Source organism: Nonomuraea sediminis (genome assembly GCF_018531495.1).
Taxonomy (GTDB): Bacteria; Actinomycetota; Actinomycetes; order Streptosporangiales; family Streptosporangiaceae; genus Nonomuraea; species Nonomuraea sediminis.
Map to the genome: position 1 here is coordinate 741,835 of NZ_JAHDTI010000003.1, position 16,740 is coordinate 758,574.

The following is a 16,740-nucleotide window of genomic DNA, read 5'->3' on the forward strand; positions in this document are numbered from 1 at the left end:
GGTTCAAGGCTGCCGGGCGGGAACCTGTGCGACATCGGTCATCCGACCTAATACTGGTTCCCGTGATCCAGTCGCCCGTCATGGTCGGCAGGGACCCCTTCCTCGCCCTGGCCGATCGCCGGCTCGCCGAGGCCGCGAGCGGTGACGGGCAGCTCGTGCTCGTCGCCGGCGAGGCGGGCATCGGCAAGACACGGCTGCTGGACGCGATCGCGCGCCGGGCCAAGGGGTTCACCGTGATGCGCGCGGCCGCCTTCCCCGGCGACGTGCAGTCGTCGGCGGGGCTGCTGCTCGACCTGGCCACCGAGCTGCCCGCGCTGTCGTCGCTGGTGCGCGCCGAGGACTCGCACAGGCGGCGCAGGCTGCTCGTGCAGGACCTGACCGACCTGATCCTCGGCGCGGCGCCCGGTACCCCCGTGCTGATGATCCTGGAGGATCTGCACTGGGCCGACGAGCTCAGCCTCGACGTGCTCGGTCATCTGGCGGCACGGCTGTCCTCCCGGCGGATGCTGGTGGCGGGCGCCTTCAGGACCGACGAGCTCTACCCGCGGCTGCCCATGCGGGAGCTGCGGGGCCGGCTGCTCGGGCAGCGGCTCGCCGAGGAGATCCGGCTGCCGCGGCTGCGCCCCGAGGAGATCGCGACCATGACCGGCGCGCTGCTCGGCCGCCGTGCCCCCGCCCGGGTCGTCGCGGCGCTCCACGCACGCAGCGACGGCATCCCGTTGCACGTCGAGGAGCTGCTCGCCGCCCTGCCTGACGTCTCGGACGAGGCGGTGGAGTCGACCGCGGTTCCCGACACGCTGGCGGACGCCGTGCTGTCCCGCGCCCTGCGGCTGTCGGCCGTGGCCCGGTCGGTCGCCTCGGCCGCCGCGGTGATCGGCCGCTCGTTCGACTTCGACCTGCTGGCCGCGGTCGCGCCGCACGAGCCCGACGAGGTCGCCGCCGCGCTGCGCGAGCTGCGCGAGGCCTACCTGGTGATGCCGGGCACCGACGCGGTCACCTTCGACTTCCGGCACGCGCTGATCCGCGACGCCCTCTACGCCGACACGGACCTGCCGCCGCGCCGCCGGCTGCACGAGCGAGTGGCCAGGACCGCGGCCGAGCGGGGGTATCGCGACGCCTTCGTCTCGGCCCACTACGAGCAGGCGGGTCTGGGCGAGCCGGCCCACGCCCACGCGCTGGCCGCCGCGCGCGAGGCCGCCGCGCTCTCGGCACACCGCGAAGCACTCGAGCTGTACGGCAGGGCGGTACGGAACCTGCCCCCCGGCCTGCCCGTCCAGGATCGGGCCGAGCTGTACGCCGCGCTCGGCGACACGGCGGCCGCGGCCGACGACAACCGGGCGGCCGCCCAGGCCTACGACAGCGCCCACGCGCTGGCGCTCGAGTCGGGCGACGTGCGGGGCGCCGCCGCGCTGGTCCCGCGGATCGCCGCGGTCGCCCACCTGCTCGGTGCCGGGCTCGACGAGCGGGTGGCCATGCTCACGAGCGCGCTCGACAGCCTGGAGGAGGACGACCCCCTGCGCGGCTCGCTGCGCTCGGCCATGTCGGCCGCCTACATGCTGGCCCGCCGCCTGGACGAGGCCATCGCGTGGGGCGAGCGGAGCCTCGACGGCGAGGTCACGCTGGGCTCCGTACTGGTCTTCGCCGGGCGGATGGAGGAGGGCTGGCGCCTGCTCGAAGAGGCCACCGCCCGGGCCAGGGACTCGCGCAGGGAGTCGGAGGCGGCCCGCGGCTACCGCATGATCGGCTCGTGCGCCTCGGTCCTGGTGGAGTACGACAGGGCCGAACGCCACCTGTCCGAGGGCATCGACTACGCCGAACGGGCCGAGCTGTGGAACCACCGGCACTACCTGGCCGCCCATCTCGCCCACGTGCAGTGGGCCACCGGGCGGTGGGAGGAGGCCGAGACGACCGCCCAGCGCGTCCTGGCGGACGGCCGCGGCGGCGTCACCACCCGGATCACGGCCCAGTACGTGCTCGGCTACCAGGCCCTCGGCCGGGGCGATTGGGACGCCGCCGGTGACGCGCTGCGCTCCGCCCTGGCCGAGGGCGAGCGGATGGCCGAGCTGCAGCGCCTCTCGCCACCGCTGTGGGGGCTGGCCGAGATGGCGCGCTGCCGCGGCGACCACGCCACCGCGCTGGAGCTGTGCTCGTACGGCTACCGCGTCTCCGCCGAGGTGACCGACGCCGCCTACCTGTTCCCCTACCTGGTCACGGGGGTGCGCGCGCACCTGGCGGAAGGCGAGAACGATGCGGCGGCGCGGTGGCTGGACAGCGTGTCGGAGGTGCTGCGGGCGCGCGGGATCCCCGGCACGCTCCCCGCGATCGACCACGGCCGCGGCCTGCTCCTGCTCGCCCAGGGAGATCTGGCCGCCGCGCGCGACGCGCTGGAGACGGCGCGCGCGACCTGGAGCGGCAGGAGGCGGTTCTGGGAGGAGGCATGGGCCAGGATCGACCTGGCCACGCTCGCCCTCAGGAACCGCCGCCGCGGCGAGGCCGCCCGCCTGCTGACCGGTCTGCCCGCCTCCGGCCCGCTGCACGAGGCGGCCGCGCTGCTCGGGCAGCGGACGGTGGATCCCTGGGATCCGCTGACCGCCAGAGAGTTCGAGGTCGCCGGGCTGGTGGCCGAGGGGCTGACCAACCGCCAGATCGCCGAACGCCTCGTCCTGGCGCCGAAGACGGTCTCCGCGCACGTCGAGCACATCCTGGCCAAGCTGGGCGCCGCCCGCCGTACCGAGATCGCGGCCTGGTACACCACGCGATCACGGGCGTAACCGGCCAGGACTCAGGCCTTGGCGACGGCCTCACGGACCGCGGGGGCGATCTCGCGCGCCCAGCGGCCGAGCGCGTCGTCGACGCCGTGGTCGGGCGGGAAGTACGTGAAGCCCGCCGCGCCGTGCTCGAGCACCGCGCCGGTCAGCTCCTCCACCCACTGCTCGACCGAGCCGCCGATCCACCGGCCGTCGCCGCCGCGGGTGGCGGCCAGCGGACGCGGGGTGATGACGCCCGGGAAGTTGTAGATCGTGGCGACGTCGGCGGGATCGCGGCCGGCCTCGACGGCCGCGGCGTCGATGATCGGGCGTGAGGTGCGGTAGCGCTCGCTCAGCCAGTCGGCCGCGTGCCCGGGGATCCAGCCGTCGGCCAGTCGGCCGGTGACGGCCAGCGACTTCGGCCCCACCGAACCCGTCCAGATGGGCGGCGCCGTGGTCGGGGCCGGCTCGAGCTCGGTGACCTGGTAGAACTCGCCGTCGAACGTCACCGGCGCGCCGCCCCCCGACAGGGCCCTGATCACGGTGATCGCCTCCTCGAACGCGCGCACGGCGGCGCCGGGGTCCAGCCGTGGCACGCCCAGCTTGACGATCCCGTCCCAGTACCCGCCCGCGCCGAGCCCGAGCACGATCCGGCCGCCGGTCAGCTCGGACAGCGAGGTGACGGTCCTGGCCAGCATCGGCGCGGGACGGCTCGGCAGGTTGGTCACGTTGACCAGCCCCGCGATGCTCCCGGTGGCGCCCAGGGCGGTCCCGACGATGGAGTAGGCGTCCAGCCTGCCGCCGAGGTAGGGATGGTCGGAGACGGTGAACAGGTCGAGCCCGTCCCTGTCGAGCTGTACGGCATGCCGCAGCGTCTGCCGCGCCTCGCCCACCGCCGTCGAGATCCCCGCACCGAACACCACCATGACAACCTCCCCAGTTCGTGACACGAACCATATTGGTTCGTATCACGAAGAGCAAGTCAGCCCAGGGAGTAGGCGGGCAGCGGAGGCCGGGCGGTGAGCCTGCGGTAGAGCGTGGTCGGGCCGGGCCAGTTGTTGGTGACCCGCCCCTCGGCCGTCTTGTACCAGCTCTGGCAGCCGTTCCCCCACACCATCCGGCCCATCGCCGCGTCGAGCTGCCGCGTCCAGGCCGCCATCGCCTCGGGCCTGACCTCCATCGTCCCGTGCTTCCTGATGTACGGCAGGCAGGACAGCACGTGGTTCACCTGGCACTCGATCATGAAGATGATCGAGTTGTGACCCAGGTTGGTGTTGGGCCCGTACAGCAGGAACAGGTTCGGGAAGCGCGGCACCGAGATGCCCAGGTACGCCTCGGCCCCGCCGCCCCACTGCCGCGCCAGCGACACCCCGTCGCGCCCCTGCACCTGGATCGGGGACAGGAACTCGGTGCTGCGGAACCCGGTCGCGAAGATGATCGTGTCGGCCTCGCGCAGCCCCTCGGCGGTCTCGACGCCCTTGGCCGCCACGCGGACGATCCCGTCGGTGACCACGTCCACGTTCGGCCTGGTCAGCGCCGGATAGAAGGTGCTGTCGATCACCACGCGCTTGCAGCCGGGCGGGTAGCCGGGGGTGAGCTTGTCCCGCAGTTCGGGGTCGGGGACCTGGTCCCTGAGATGGTCCATGGCGCGCTTCTTCAGCAGGCCGGCGCTCCAGCCCTGGGCGAGCGCCGGATACAGGGTGCCCTCGGCGTACCGGTAGATCCACTCGCGGTAGGCGCGCTGCAGCCCGGGCACGTAGTGGAAGGCCAGCCTGGTCAGCGGGCCGAAGGCGGCGTCGGGCTTCGGGATCACCCAGTTCGGCGTCCGCTGGAACACGTCCAGGTGCTCGACCCGCTCGGCGATGCGCGGGATGAACTGGGCCGCCGACGACCCGTTGCCGATCACCGCCACGCGGCGGCCGGCGAGGTCGTGGTCGTGGTTCCAGCGGGCGGAGTGGAAGGAGGTTCCCTCGAAGTCGTCGATGCCTGGGATGTCCGGCATGCGGGGGCGGTTGAGCTGGCCGACGCCCATGACCAGCACGTCGAAGGTCTCCGTGCCGCCGGCCGTACGGATCCGCCAGGAGGCGTCGGCGAAGGTGGCGGACAGGACCTCGGTGTTGAAGCGGATCTTCCGCATGACGTCGTACTTGTCGGCGCAGTGCTCGAGGTAGCCGAGGATCTCCGGCTGCTCGGGGTAGCGGCGGGTCCAGCTCGCGTACTTCTCGAAGGAGTAGGAGTACAGGTGCGAGGGGATGTCGCAGCCGGCGCCGGGGTAGCTGTTGTCGCGCCAGGTGCCGCCCAGGTCGCCGGCCTTCTCGAAGACCGTGTAGGAGGACAGGCCCGCCCGTTCGAGCTGGATCGCCATGCAGAGCCCGCCGAAACCCGCACCGGTGATCGCGACCCTGGGTGCCATGCCGTCCTCCGCGTGTCAGGATTCACTTACATTACGCCGAGCGCCGTTCTGGGGACAGTCCCCCGATAGTCTGCCCAGGTGGCTGCATTGACGGATGTGATCGACGCGCTGGAGAGCGCCTACCCGCCGGCCCGCGCCGAGTCCTGGGACGCGGTGGGCCTGGTCACCGGCGACCTCGGCCAGCCGGTGCGCAAGGTGCTGTTCGCGGTCGACCCGGTCGTGGTCGTCGTGGAGGAGGCGCTGGAGTGGGGCGCCGACCTGATCGTCACCCATCACCCGCTCTACCTGCGCGGCACCACCACGGTCGCCACCAACACCCCCAAGGGCCGGGTGGTCCACACGCTGATCAAGAACGACGTCGCCCTCTACACCGCGCACACCAACGCGGACGTGGCCAATCCCGGCGTCTCCGACGCGCTGGCCCGCGCCGTCGGCCTCACCGGCGACCTGGTGCCGCTGCGGCCCTTCCCCGACGACCCGTGGCGCGGCCTGGGCCGCATCGGCGAACTGCCCGCGCCCATGACGCTCGGGGACTTCGCCGAGCAGGCCGCCGCGGGCCTGCCGAAGACCTCCTGGGGCATCCGCGTCGCCGGTGATCCCGGCCGCCGCGTCTCGCGCGTTGCCGTCAGCGGCGGCGCGGGCGACTCCCTGCTCGGTACGGCCGCCGCCGCGGGCGTGGACGTGTTCCTCACCGCCGACCTACGCCACCACCCGGCCAGCGAGTTCGTCGAGGCGGGCGGCCCCGCGCTGATCGACGCCGCGCACTGGGCGACCGAGTGGCCCTGGCTCGACAGCGCCGCGTCAATGCTGGCCTCGAGTGGCGTTACCGTTGAGACGCGCGTCTCCGCCACGGTCACCGATGCTTGGACAAGAGGATATTGATCATGAAAGCAGCCCCTGAAGCACAGAAGCGACTCCTCGATCTGGCCGAGCTCGACTCCACCGCGGACCGGCTGGCCCATCGCCGGCGCACGCTGCCCGAGCTGGCAGAGATCGACGAGCAGTCCAAGCAGTACGCCAAGCTGGCCACCGAGGTGATCGAGGCCGAGACCGAGGCGGGCGACCTGTCGCGCGAGCAGACCAAGGCGGAGAGCGACGTCGACACCGTCCGCACCCGCGCCGACCGCGACCAGAAGCGGCTCGACTCCGGCGCCGTCACCTCCCCCAAGGACCTGGCCAGCCTGCAGTCGGAGATCGTCTCCCTGCACCGCCGCCAGGGCGACCTGGAGGAGGTCGTGCTGGAGATCATGGAGCGCAAGGAGGCGGCCGACGCCAAGGCCGCGGGCCTGATCGCCAAGCGCGACGAGATCGCCGCCGTCCGCTCGGTCTCCGAGGAGCGCCGCGACGCCGCGCTCACCGAGATCGACAAGGAGACCGCCGAGGTGCGCGGCAAGCGCGCCCAGATCGTCGGCGACATCCCCGCCGACCTGCTCGCGCTCTACGACAAGCTCAGGGATCAGTACGGCGTGGGCGCCGCGATGCTGCGGGGCGGCCGCTGCCAGGGCTGCAAGGTGGCGCTGTCGATCGCGGAGATGAACTCGATCAAGGCCGCGCCGCACGACGAGGTGGTGCGCTGCGAGGAGTGCCGCCGGATCCTGGTGCGCACGGCGGAGTCCGGCCTGTGACATACGTGATCGAGGCCGACGGCGGCTCGCGGGGCAACCCGGGCCCCGCCGGCTACGGCGCGGTCGTCAAGGATTCCGCGGGCGGGCAGGTCCTGGCCGAGGCCGCCGAGGCGATCGGGGTCGCCACCAACAACGTGGCCGAATACCGCGGGCTCATCGCCGGGCTGCGCGAGGTGCTGCGGCTGGGCGGCGAGGGCGCCTCGGTGGCGGTCCGGATGGACTCCAAGCTCGTCATCGAGCAGATGGCGGGACGCTGGAAGATCAAGAACGAGGGGTTGCGCCCCCTCGCGCTCGAGGCGCGCGACCTGGCCAGGCGGCTGCGCGTGACCGAGTGGACGTGGATCCCGCGCGAGCGCAACAAGCACGCCGACCGCCTGGCCAACGAGGCCATGGACGCCGCCGCCAAGGGAGAGCCGTGGCGGGCGGGCGGCTCCGCCGTACCGGAGTCCGGGCAGACCGACCTGTTCGAGCAGGCCCCCGGGGCGGGCCGGTCGCGGCGGCCCGCCGGGGCGGATCTGTCGGCGCCGACCGCGTCCGTGGCCACGGCGCAGGAGCGTTCCACAGGGGGCGGCTGGATGCCGCCGACGCGGGTGGCGACCTCGCTGCTGCTGCTCAGGCACGGCGAGACGCCGCTGTCGGTGGAGCGGCGCTTCTCCGGCCTCGGCGACGCCGAACTGACCGCCAACGGGCTCGCGCAGGCCGCGGCGGCCGCCCGGCGCCTGTCGCGGGAGCCGTACCGGATCGACGTGATCGTCAGCTCGCCGCTCAAGCGCGCCAGGCAGACCGCGGAGGCGGTGGCGGAGCTCACCGGGCTGAGCGTCGAGGTGGACGAGGACCTCAGGGAGGCCGATTTCGGCGCCTGGGAGGGGCACACGTTCACCGAGATCCAGCGGGAGTGGCCCGACGAGCTGACCGCCTGGCTGGCCGACCCGAACATGGCGCCGCCCGGCGGCGAGAGCTTCGCGCACGCGGCCCGGCGGGTCGAGCGGGTCAGGGACCGCCTGATCGAGCGGTACGAGGGGCGCACCGTACTGGTCGTCTCGCACGTCACGCCGATCAAGACGCTGCTGCGCCTGGCGCTGATGGCGCCGCCCGCGGCGCTCTACCGGATGCACCTGGACCTGGCGTGCCTGTCGCTGGTGGAGTACTTCGCCGACGGCCAGGCGCTCGTCAAGGCCTTCAACGACACGGCCCACCTGCGCTGATGCGGGGGTCGTGCCGGATGCCGCCAGAACACCCGGCACGACCCGTCGCCACCGCCCCCCTCAGGCGATGACGTATCCATTCCACCCGACCGATCTTGTCGGCGGGTTGGAGATCGCTTGATGTTTGATAATCTTTCGAGGTAGACGAGCCGGCCGGGCGGCCGCGTCGGGTCCCTCCGGGGGCCCGCCGAGGAAGGTCCGGGCTCCACAGGGCAGGGTGGTCGGTAACGCCGACCCGGGGTGACCCGCGGGAAAGTGCCACAGAGAGCAGACCGCCTCCCGCTCCGGCGGGAGGTAAGGGTGAAAGGGTGGTGTAAGAGACCACCAGCGCCCACGGTGACGTGGGCGGCTCGGTAAACCCCACCCGGAGCAAGGTCAAGAAGGGACGCCCCGCAAGGAGCGTCCCGCGCGCGGCGTTCGAGGACGGCCCGTCCGAGTCGCGCGGGTAGACCGCTCGAGGCCGCCGGCAACGGCGGCCCTAGATGGATGGCCGCCCCTTCGCACAGAAGGACAGAACCCGGCCTACAGGCCGGCTCGTCTCACTCCCCCTATGACCAGGGGCGAAGCACCCTTCAAGATCTCCCGTTCCGCGCCTGTCCCCGTGAGCTCGGGGAGCAGGAGGGCGTTGATGCCGGGATGTGAGGTTGATCACCAAAGGTGGCGGGCCCGGAAGTTTTCATGGTCGCATGACTGCTCGACAAGATCGAGAGAAAGGACCTGCGTGCGTACACGCGGCAAGCTTGCGACCCTCCTGGCCGGCGCGACGCTGACCTCCACCGTGCTCGTGGCGGGCGGCTCCCCGGCCGGCGCGGACGGACCCTGCGGCAGCAGCTACTCCCGGGTCGGCGTCTACGCCGTCTCCCGAGGAGACGGGACCCGCACGGGCACGCTGGAGGTGTACTACAGCTCCAGCACCGGGAAGAACTGCGCCCTGACCTACGGCTACGGCGCCTACGCCAACACCACGAGCTGGAAGAGAGTCACGATCTCGAGAGGCGACGGCAGCGGCGAGGACACCGACGCCGGGCATTACAAGTACTACGCCGGGCCGGTGTACGTCTCCGCGGCCGGCAAGTGCATCGACGTCGCCGCGACGGTACCTGACTGGGTGACCCGCGAGCTCAACAACGTGCACTGCGGCTGAGGATCTTCTCGATACCGGGGGCATGCGGCCGAACACCACGTGATCGGCCGCCGTCTTCTGGCCCGCGGGAACGCGACCGGAAGCACCATTTCCCGCCTCAGGGGTGGAGGCGGAAGCCGGGGAGCTTGGAGTAGGGGATCTTGATGGTCTGCTGGCCGCAGGCGGTGGCGGTGCTGAAGTAGGGGCCGTCGACGGCGACCTCCAGGCGGGCTCCTGTGAGGGCGAACTGGAGGCCGGGGCCGTTGAGGTCGGCGCGCTTGAGGTGGATGTCGGCGAAGCACGGCTGGCTCGAGGTGAAGAGCTTGGTGAGCTTGCGCATGCTGACACCGGGGGCGAACAGGTCCGTGCCGCGCAGGGCCCGGCCCGAGCGCAGATCCACCGTGACCGTGCGGGCGCGGGTCCAGGTGGGGTGCCAGAGGACCTTCGAGTGGATGGTCATGTCGTAGCGGACCGAGGCGTAGCGGGGGCCGTTGAGTTTGACGGTGGTGTCCACGTAGGCGGTGGCGCGGCTGCCCGAGAGGTTGGCGGCGTACTCCTTGGCCCGGGCGTCGATCGGGGCGCGCAGGGCGGCGTTCACCCGCTTGTCCGAGGCCTTGGCGTAGGTGCCCTTGACGGTGAGCTTGCCGAGGGCGAAGTGCAGCGGCGCCACGGAGACGGCGGGGGTCTGGACCGGCAGGGCCAGCGCGAGAGCGGCGGCGGCGAGAAGATGCATGACATGCGATCTTAGGCAGGAAACCCAAACCACACCCACCAGCCTTGTACCGGCCGACATAGGGCGGCCACACCGCGGACGGTAGCGTCGGACGGGTGATCGAAGATGTGGAAGAGCTGGTGGTGTGCGAGTCGTTCTCCAGTGATCTGGAGGCCGTCGCGCGCAGCGCCAAGGTGGTCGCCGCGATGGGCGCCCGATATCTGGGCGCCGAGCCCGAGTTCCTGGTGATCGACGGCGTCACGCACCTGCGCTGGACGTTCGGTACGCCACGGGTGCTGCTGCTGGGCCATCACGACACGGTCTGGCCGATGGGCTCGCTGAAGACGCACCCGTGGTCGGTCCAGGACGGAGTCGCGCGCGGGCCGGGCGTCTTCGACATGAAGGCCGGGATCGTGCAGACGTTCCACGCCCTGGCGGGCCTCGGCTCGCTCGACGGCGTCAGCGTGCTGATCACCGGTGACGAGGAGGTGGGCTCGATCACCTCCTCCCAGCTGATCGAGGACGCGGCGCGCGGGCTGGACGCCACGTTCGTCACGGAGGCCAGCGCCGACGGCGGCGCGCTCAAGACCGCGCGCAAGGGCACGTCCCAGTACGACCTCAAGGTGTACGGCAAGGCCGCCCACGCCGGGCTCGAACCCGAGAAGGGCGCCAACGCCGGGATCGAGCTGGCGCACCAGATCCTGGCGATCTCCCGGATGGGCGCGGGCGCGACCACGGTCACGCCGACCGTGCTGCGCGGCGGCACCACGCTGAACACCGTGCCCGCCGAGGCGGAGCTGGGCGTGGACGTGCGCGTGGCCGAGCTGTCGGAGCAGGACAGGGTGGACGCGCTGATGCGGTCGCTGGCTCCGGTGGTGCCGGGCACGCGCCTGGAGGTGCTCGGCGGGCCGAACCGGCCGCCGCTCGAGGCCTCGATGTCGGCCGGGCTGTACGCGCTGGCCCAGGAGCTGGCCACCGGGCTCGGGCTCGGGCCGCTGACGTCCGCGTCGGTGGGCGGCGCCTCCGACGGCAACTTCACCGCCGGCGTGGGCTGCCCGACGCTCGACGGCCTGGGCGGGGTGGGCGGCGGCGCGCACGCCGACCACGAGCACGTGATCGTGGCGGAGATGCCCGGGCGCACGGCTTTGCTGCGGGCGCTGGTGGAAGCGGTCCTGGCGGGTAGAACCACCAGGTGACCACGTACGAGGCGGCGCTCCACGAGGCGGAGGCCGCGGCGGCCAAGACCGGGGTGACGATCAGGGAACTGCACGGCATCCCGGAGTTCGAGCAGGTGTTCCGGCTCTTCGACGAGATCTGGCAGCCGGAGCCCGCCAACGTTCCCGTGCCCGTCGAGCTGATGGTGGGCTTCGCCCACTCGGGCAGCTACGTGGCGGGCGCCTTCGAGGGCGACGCGCTGGTGGGGGCGTCGGTCGGGTTCCTGGCGCCCGGCCGTACGCTGCACTCGCACGTGACGGGGGCGCTGATCGGGCGGGGCATCGGGACGGCGCTGAAGCTGCACCAGCGCGCGTGGTGCCTGCGGCGCGGGCTGGAGAAGATCACCTGGACCTTCGATCCGCTGGTGCGCAGGAACGCCCGCTTCAACCTGGCCAAACTGGGGGCGCGGCCCGAGAAGTACCTCGAGAACTTCTACGGGGTGATGGCCGACGCGATCAACGAGGGCGACTACTCCGACCGGCTGGTGGCCATGTGGCGGCTGACCGAGGAGCCGGGTCCGCTGCCGCCGGGACCGTACGCCAGGGTGCTGGGCGCGGACGGCGACCTGCCGCGCGTGACGCCCGCGCAGGGGCCGGTGCTGCTGGTGGGGACGCCGCCGGACATCGAGGAGCTGCGGCGGCGCGACCCGGAGGCGGCACGGGCGTGGCGGCTGGCGATGCGCCGGACGCTGGGCGAGCTGATGGGCGCGGGCGGGTGTGTCGTGGGTTTCTCGGGAGAGGGCGACTACATAGTCTCGGTGGATGATTAACGGCGCACACGTGATCATCTACAGCAGGGACGCGGAGGCTGACCGGGCGTTCCTGCGCGACGTGCTCGGCTACCCGCACGTCGACGTGGGCGGTGGCTGGCTGATCTTCAAGCTGCCGCCCGCCGAGGTGGCGGTCCATCCCGCCGAGACCGAGACGCACGAGCTCTACCTGATGTGCGACGACCTGGACGAGACGGTCGCCGAGCTCGCCGCCAAGGGCGTGACCACCTCCCCGCCGGCGGACCAGGGGTGGGGCGTGCTCACCTCGATCAGGCTGCCCGGCGGCGGAACCCTGGGGCTGTACGAGCCGCGGCATCCCAAGGCGATTGACCTCAACCACGCTTGAGGTAACAGACTCGCTGCCATGAGAGTCATCGAGGCAGTGGGTTTCGGCGGTCCCGAGGTGCTGGCGGTGCGCGAGGCGCCCGATCCCGTGCCGGGGCCTGGACAGGTCGTGGTGGACGTCTCCGTCGTGGACGTCATGTCGCTCGACGCGCAGTTGCGGGCCGGGTGGGGCAGGCAGTGGTTCGGCCACGAGCCGCCCTACGTGCCGGGCACCGGCGTGGCCGGGTATGCCGGCGGGCGGCGGGTGGCGGCGCGCGTGAGCGGCGGCGGTTACGCCGAGAAGGTCGTGGCGAGCGAGGTGGCCGCCGTGCCCGACGGGTTGAGCCTGCCCGCGGCGGCGGCGTTGCTGCAGGTGGGTCCCGCGGCGCTGAGCCTGGTGGACGCGGCGGAGCTCAAGCCCGGCACGCGGGTGCTGGTGACGGGAGCGGGCGGGGCGCTCGGGCTGGCCCTGGTGCAGCTGGCCGCCGCCGCGGGCGCCGAGGTCACGGGCGCCGCCCGCGGAGAAGGCAAGCGGTCCGCGGCCGAGGCGGCGGGCGCGGCGCGCGTGGTGGACTACGAGGAGGTCACCGGCGAGTTCGACGTGGTCTTCGACGGGGTCGGCGGCCAGGTGGGGGCCGAGCTGTTCGAGCGGGTCGCCCCGGGCGGGACGTTCTTCGCCTACGGGGTGACCGGCGGCAACCCCGCCCAGGTGGATCCCGCCGGGCGCCGGGTGGTCGGGATGGAGCAGGTGCAGTTCGCGCCCGAGGAGTTCGTCCGGCTGGCCGAGCGGGCCTTCGCCGAGGCCGTCGCGGGCCGGCTCCGGCCGCACGTGGGGCTCGCCGTACCGTTCGACCAGGTCGCGCGGGCGCACGCGGCGCTGGACGCGCGCGAGCTGACCGGCAAGGCGCTGCTGCTGGTCACCTCCCGCGCCGCGCGCTATTCGGTCTACGGCGGGCCCGAGGTCCTGCGCGTCGACGAGCTGCCGATCCCCGAACCCGGCCCCGGCCAGGTACGGCTGGCCGTCCAGGCGGCCGGGGTGAACGCGATCGACTGGAAGTTCCGCCAGGGCATGATGGGAGGCCCGCTGGAGGGCCCTGCGGGGACGGGCCTCGAGGTGGCGGGCACGATCGACGCGCTGGGCCCGGGCGTGGACGGCCCGCGGATCGGGCAGGCCGTGTTCGGGCGGGTATCGGCGGGCGGGGTGGCCGACTTCGTCCTGGCCGACCCGGCGGAGCTGTTGGAGCGGCCCGGCTGGCTGGCGCCCGAGGAGGCCGCCGCCCTGCCGGTGGCCGCGGGGACGGCCCACCGGGTGCTCGGCCTGCTGGCACCGCGGCCGGGGCAGACGCTGCTGATCCACGCGGTGGCGGGCGGCGTCGGGCTGGCCGCCGCGCAGCTGGCCATCGCGCGCGGCGCCCGGGTGATCGGCACGGCCAGCGAACGGCACCACGCCTTCCTGCGCGGCCTGGGCGTCGAACCCGTCGTCTACGGCGACGGGCTGGAGGAGCGGATCACCGAGCCCGTCGACCTGGTCCTGGACGCCTCGGGGCGGGACGTGCTCGGGCTGTCGGTGCGGCTGACCGGCGACCCGGCCAAGGTGGTCACGATCGCCGACGGGCTGACCGCCGCCGAGCACGGGGTGCGCTTCTCCACGGGCGCGCAGGGCGGCGCGCCGCTCGGCGAGGTGTTCGCCGAGGTGCTGCCGCTGGTCGAGCGGGGAGCCCTGCGGATCCCGATCGCCGCCGCGTTCCCGCTGGAGCGGATCGCCGACGCGCACAGGATGAGCGAGGACGGGCACTTCCTCGGCAAGATCGTGATCGTCGCGGAATGAACCTTTCCTCGATGGGCGGCAGACTGGTCGCATGCTGGAAACCTCGGCCCGCCTGCTGAAGCTGCTGTCCCTGCTCCAGGCGCACCGCGAGTGGCCGGGCCCCGAGCTGGCCACGCGGCTCGGCGTGTCGACCAGGACGGTGCGCAACGACGTGGAGCGGCTGCGCAGCCTCGGCTACCCGGTGCACGCCACGCCCGGCGTCGCCGGCGGCTACCGCCTGGGCGCCGGGGCCGCGCTGCCGCCGCTGCTGCTCGACGACGAGGAGGCCGTCGCCGTCGCGGTGGGCCTGGGCAGGGCCGCGGGCGGCGGAGTGGAGGGCATCGAGGAGTCGTCGGTGCGCGCGCTGGCCAAGCTGGAGCAGGTGATGCCGTCACGGTTGCGGCGCAGGGTCAGCGCGCTCAACTCCTACACCGTGCAGATCCCCGGCCGCTCCTCGCCGGTGCCGCCCGAGCGGCTGACGACGATCGCCAACGCCGCCCGCGACCACGAGCGGCTCCGCTTCGACTACACCGGCCACGACGGTACGGCCAGCGTGCGCGACGTGGAGCCGCACCGGCTGGCCCACCTGCGGGGCCGCTGGTACCTGGTGGGCTGGGACGCCGAACGGAAGGACTGGCGCACCTACCGGGTGGACAGGATGGCGCCCAGGACGCCGACCGGTCCCCGGTTCACCCCGCGGGAGCTGCCCGCGGACGGCGACGTGGCCGCGTTCGTGGAGCGCGGCGTCAACACGGCCATGTGGCGCTACCGGGCCACGGTGCTGCTGCACGCGCCCGTCGAGCGGGTGCGGGGGCTGCCGCTCGGGCTGGAGCCGGAGCCGGTGGACGAGCGGACGTGCCTGCTGCGGTTCGGCGGCGACGACGTGGCGGGGATGGCCGCCTGGGTCGGGTTCCTCGGCCTGGACTTCGAGGTGCTCGACCCGCCCGAGCTGGCCGAGGCGGTGCTGGTCCAGGCCGACCGCTACCGCCGCGCCGTACCGGGCGGGTCCGTGGCCGCTAGCGCCGGGCCGTGACCAGGCCCGACTCGTAGGCCATGACGACGAGCTGGGCGCGGTCGCGGGCGCCGAGCTTGGTCATGGCGCGGCTGACGTGGGTCTTGGCGGTGAACGGGCTCACCACCAGGTGCGCGGCGATCTCCTCGTTGGACAGGCCGCGGCCGACCAGCGCCACGGTCTCCCGCTCGCGCTCGGTCAGCACGTCCAGGTCCCCGGTCGGCAGTGACAGCTTGGGGCGGGCGACGAACTCGCCGATGAGGCGCCGCGTGATGTCGGGCGACAGCAGCGCGTCCCCGCGCGCGACCACCCGGATGCCGTGCAGCAGGTCGTCGGGGTCGCTGTCCTTGAGCAGGAACCCGGCGGCGCCGGCCTTCAGCGCCTGGAAGACGTACTCGTCCACGCCGTAGTTGGTCAGGATCATCACGTGCACGCCGGCCAGCCGCGGGTCGGCCGCGATGCGCTTGGTGGCCTCGATCCCGTCCATGATCGGCATCTGGATGTCCAGGAGCACCACGTCGGGCAGGTGCTCGGCGGCCAGCTCCACGGCCTGCCGCCCGTTGGCGGCCTCGCCGACCACCTCGATGGAGTCCTCGGCCTCGATCAGCGCCCGGAACCCGGCCCTGATCAGCACCTGGTCGTCGGCCAGCAGCACGCGGATCATGCCTCACCGCCCACGGGAAGGTCGGCGCGGACGGCGAACCCGCCGGCGGGACCGGGACCCGCCACGAGCCTGCCGCCGAGCGCGGTGACCCGCTCGCGCATCCCGATCAGCCCGACCCCCGGCTCGTCGTGCCCGGGGCCGGGGCCCTCGTCCTCGACGCGGACCACGAGGTCGTGCGGACCGTAGTCGACGACGACCGTGGCGGGCGCGCCGCCCGCGTGCCGGGTCACGTTCGTCAGCGCCTCCTGCACGATCCGGTAGGCGGCCTGCTCCACCTCGGCCGACAGCTTCCTCGGCTCGCCGCCGATGGTGAGCGTCGCCTGCTGGCCGGCGGCGCGCGCCCGCTCGACCAGGTCGGGCAGCCGCTCCAGCGTGTTGCCCGACGGCTCGCGCAGCACGTCGAGCGTGGCGCGCAGCTCGCGCATGGCCTCGCCGCCCGCCTCCTGGATGGCCAGCAGCGCGGGCGGGACCTCCTCGCCGCGCTTGCGCGCCAGGTGGATGGCCACGCCCGTCTGCACCTTGATGATCGAGATCGAGTGGGTGAGCGAGTCGTGCAGCTCCCTGGCGATGCGCAGCCGCTCCTCCCCCGCCCGGCGCAGCGCCGCCTCCTCGCGGGTCCGTTCGGCCTCCAGCGCGCGCTCCTCGACCTGCCTGAACACCACGCCCATCACGGCCGAGGCGATGTACCAGCCGCCCATCAGCCCCGCGGTCTTCACGGCGGTCACCGTCGGCTGCCCGTCGAGCAGGAGCGCGGCGACCATGCCGCACTCCAGCACGAACGTCACGACGAGCGCCAGCGGGTTGTGCCCGTTCTTGACCACGCTGAACATCGTGATCAGAGCCGGCAGCGAGGCGATGACCTCGGGCGACTCCACCAGCGCGTAGGCCAGGGCGCACGCGCCCGTCAGCAGCAGGATGGTCCTGGGCGCCAGGCGGTGGGCGTACAGGGCCAGCGCCGACACCGCCAGCAACGCGTAGCCGAGCGGGCCGGCCCCGGCCAGCGCCGCGTTGCCGGCCATCACCGCTGCCACCCCCGCCACCAGCGCGACGTCGGGTAGATGGAGTCTCACCATGACCCGAACCCTATGGCGAAACCGGACAGAAGGTCATCATCTGGAGGTGCT

General features: G+C 73.0%; 15 protein-coding genes and 1 other RNA gene. 11 read left to right on the forward strand and 5 right to left on the reverse strand.

Translation table 11 applies throughout. The annotated features are described in order from the left end of the window. Window positions 1–62: 62 nt before the first annotated feature. Window positions 63–2,771: an ATP-binding protein gene (locus tag KIK09_RS17535; RefSeq protein WP_214320272.1), complete on the forward strand. Its 2,709-nt coding sequence runs from the start codon at window positions 63–65 to the stop codon at window positions 2,769–2,771. A gap of 11 nt (window positions 2,772–2,782) precedes the next feature. Here the strand turns inward: KIK09_RS17535 and KIK09_RS17540 are convergent, their stop codons facing one another. Continuing rightward, window positions 2,783–3,673 carry an LLM class flavin-dependent oxidoreductase gene (locus KIK09_RS17540; protein ID WP_214320273.1) on the reverse strand — a complete coding sequence of 297 codons (891 nt, stop codon included), beginning with the start codon at window positions 3,671–3,673 and terminating at the stop codon, window positions 2,783–2,785. 56 nt (window positions 3,674–3,729) lie between these two features. Beyond that, a complete protein-coding gene (locus KIK09_RS17545; protein WP_214320274.1) occupies window positions 3,730–5,160 on the reverse strand; it encodes a flavin-containing monooxygenase in 1,431 nt (476 codons plus the stop codon). Between the two features lie 78 nt (window positions 5,161–5,238). Here KIK09_RS17545 and KIK09_RS17550 point away from each other — a divergent pair, with 78 nt between their 5' ends. From KIK09_RS17550 to KIK09_RS17570, 5 genes are all read left to right on the forward strand, one after another. Then, window positions 5,239–6,042: a Nif3-like dinuclear metal center hexameric protein gene (locus KIK09_RS17550; RefSeq protein ID WP_308164157.1), complete on the forward strand. Its 804-nt coding sequence runs from the start codon at window positions 5,239–5,241 to the stop codon at window positions 6,040–6,042. Between the two features lie 2 nt (window positions 6,043–6,044). After that, the gene (locus KIK09_RS17555; RefSeq protein WP_214320275.1) at window positions 6,045–6,785 is read left to right on the forward strand and encodes a zinc ribbon domain-containing protein; all 741 of its coding nucleotides are present in this window, start codon (window positions 6,045–6,047) and stop codon (window positions 6,783–6,785) included. Further along, window positions 6,782–7,990 (forward strand): bifunctional RNase H/acid phosphatase, encoded by a 1,209-nt coding sequence (locus KIK09_RS17560; protein ID WP_308164158.1) that lies wholly within the window; start codon window positions 6,782–6,784, stop codon window positions 7,988–7,990. The genes KIK09_RS17555 and KIK09_RS17560 overlap by 4 nt, the downstream gene beginning before the upstream one ends. Window positions 7,991–8,135: 145 nt before the next feature. Continuing rightward, an RNA gene (gene rnpB, locus KIK09_RS17565) (RNase P RNA component class A) lies at window positions 8,136–8,531 on the forward strand. Window positions 8,532–8,711: 180 nt separating this feature from the next. Next, window positions 8,712–9,134 (forward strand): hypothetical protein, encoded by a 423-nt coding sequence (locus tag KIK09_RS17570; RefSeq protein ID WP_214320276.1) that lies wholly within the window; start codon window positions 8,712–8,714, stop codon window positions 9,132–9,134. Window positions 9,135–9,231: 97 nt separating this feature from the next. On the opposite strand, the gene KIK09_RS17575 is transcribed toward KIK09_RS17570, so the two are convergent. Continuing rightward, window positions 9,232–9,846: a hypothetical protein gene (locus tag KIK09_RS17575; protein WP_214320277.1), complete on the reverse strand. Its 615-nt coding sequence runs from the start codon at window positions 9,844–9,846 to the stop codon at window positions 9,232–9,234. Between the two features lie 95 nt (window positions 9,847–9,941). Here KIK09_RS17575 and KIK09_RS17580 point away from each other — a divergent pair, with 95 nt between their 5' ends. The 5 genes from KIK09_RS17580 to KIK09_RS17600 are packed head-to-tail and all read left to right on the forward strand — an operon-like array spanning window position 9,942 to window position 14,973. Beyond that, window positions 9,942–11,021 carry a M20 family metallopeptidase gene (locus KIK09_RS17580; protein ID WP_214320278.1) on the forward strand — a complete coding sequence of 360 codons (1,080 nt, stop codon included), beginning with the start codon at window positions 9,942–9,944 and terminating at the stop codon, window positions 11,019–11,021. Further along, a complete protein-coding gene (locus KIK09_RS17585) occupies window positions 11,018–11,809 on the forward strand; it encodes a GNAT family N-acetyltransferase (RefSeq protein WP_214320279.1) in 792 nt (263 codons plus the stop codon). The genes KIK09_RS17580 and KIK09_RS17585 overlap by 4 nt, the downstream gene beginning before the upstream one ends. Beyond that, window positions 11,802–12,155: a VOC family protein gene (locus KIK09_RS17590; RefSeq protein ID WP_214320280.1), complete on the forward strand. Its 354-nt coding sequence runs from the start codon at window positions 11,802–11,804 to the stop codon at window positions 12,153–12,155. The genes KIK09_RS17585 and KIK09_RS17590 overlap by 8 nt, the downstream gene beginning before the upstream one ends. A gap of 18 nt (window positions 12,156–12,173) precedes the next feature. Further along, window positions 12,174–13,961: a zinc-binding dehydrogenase gene (locus tag KIK09_RS17595; protein WP_214320281.1), complete on the forward strand. Its 1,788-nt coding sequence runs from the start codon at window positions 12,174–12,176 to the stop codon at window positions 13,959–13,961. A 31-nt stretch (window positions 13,962–13,992) separates the two neighbouring features. Then, complete coding sequence (locus KIK09_RS17600) at window positions 13,993–14,973, forward strand: helix-turn-helix transcriptional regulator (protein WP_214320282.1); 981 nt, start codon at window positions 13,993–13,995, stop codon at window positions 14,971–14,973. Here the strand turns inward: KIK09_RS17600 and KIK09_RS17605 are convergent. Then, the gene (locus KIK09_RS17605; protein ID WP_214320283.1) at window positions 14,957–15,616 is read right to left on the reverse strand and encodes a response regulator; all 660 of its coding nucleotides are present in this window, start codon (window positions 15,614–15,616) and stop codon (window positions 14,957–14,959) included. The genes KIK09_RS17600 and KIK09_RS17605 overlap by 17 nt on opposite strands. Further along, window positions 15,613–16,689 carry a sensor histidine kinase gene (locus KIK09_RS17610; protein ID WP_214320284.1) on the reverse strand — a complete coding sequence of 359 codons (1,077 nt, stop codon included), beginning with the start codon at window positions 16,687–16,689 and terminating at the stop codon, window positions 15,613–15,615. Before KIK09_RS17610 ends, KIK09_RS17605 begins: the two co-directional genes overlap by 4 nt. Between the last annotated feature and the right edge of the window lie 51 nt (window positions 16,690–16,740).

Excerpts from the sequence above, each read along its gene's own strand:
- KIK09_RS17540 (WP_214320273.1), bottom strand. The coding sequence starts at position 3,673 with ATGGTGGTGTTCGGTGCGGGGATCTCGACGGCGGTGGGCGAGGCGCGG.
- KIK09_RS17545 (WP_214320274.1), bottom strand. The coding sequence starts at position 5,160 with ATGGCACCCAGGGTCGCGATCACCGGTGCGGGTTTCGGCGGGCTCTGC.
- KIK09_RS17555 (WP_214320275.1), top strand. The coding sequence starts at position 6,045 with ATGAAAGCAGCCCCTGAAGCACAGAAGCGACTCCTCGATCTGGCCGAG.
- KIK09_RS17575 (WP_214320277.1), bottom strand. The coding sequence starts at position 9,846 with ATGCATCTTCTCGCCGCCGCCGCTCTCGCGCTGGCCCTGCCGGTCCAG.
- KIK09_RS17590 (WP_214320280.1), top strand. The coding sequence starts at position 11,802 with ATGATTAACGGCGCACACGTGATCATCTACAGCAGGGACGCGGAGGCT.
- KIK09_RS17595 (WP_214320281.1), top strand. The coding sequence starts at position 12,174 with ATGAGAGTCATCGAGGCAGTGGGTTTCGGCGGTCCCGAGGTGCTGGCG.
- KIK09_RS17600 (WP_214320282.1), top strand. The coding sequence starts at position 13,993 with ATGCTGGAAACCTCGGCCCGCCTGCTGAAGCTGCTGTCCCTGCTCCAG.
- KIK09_RS17605 (WP_214320283.1), bottom strand. The coding sequence starts at position 15,616 with ATGATCCGCGTGCTGCTGGCCGACGACCAGGTGCTGATCAGGGCCGGG.
- KIK09_RS17610 (WP_214320284.1), bottom strand. The coding sequence starts at position 16,689 with ATGGTGAGACTCCATCTACCCGACGTCGCGCTGGTGGCGGGGGTGGCA.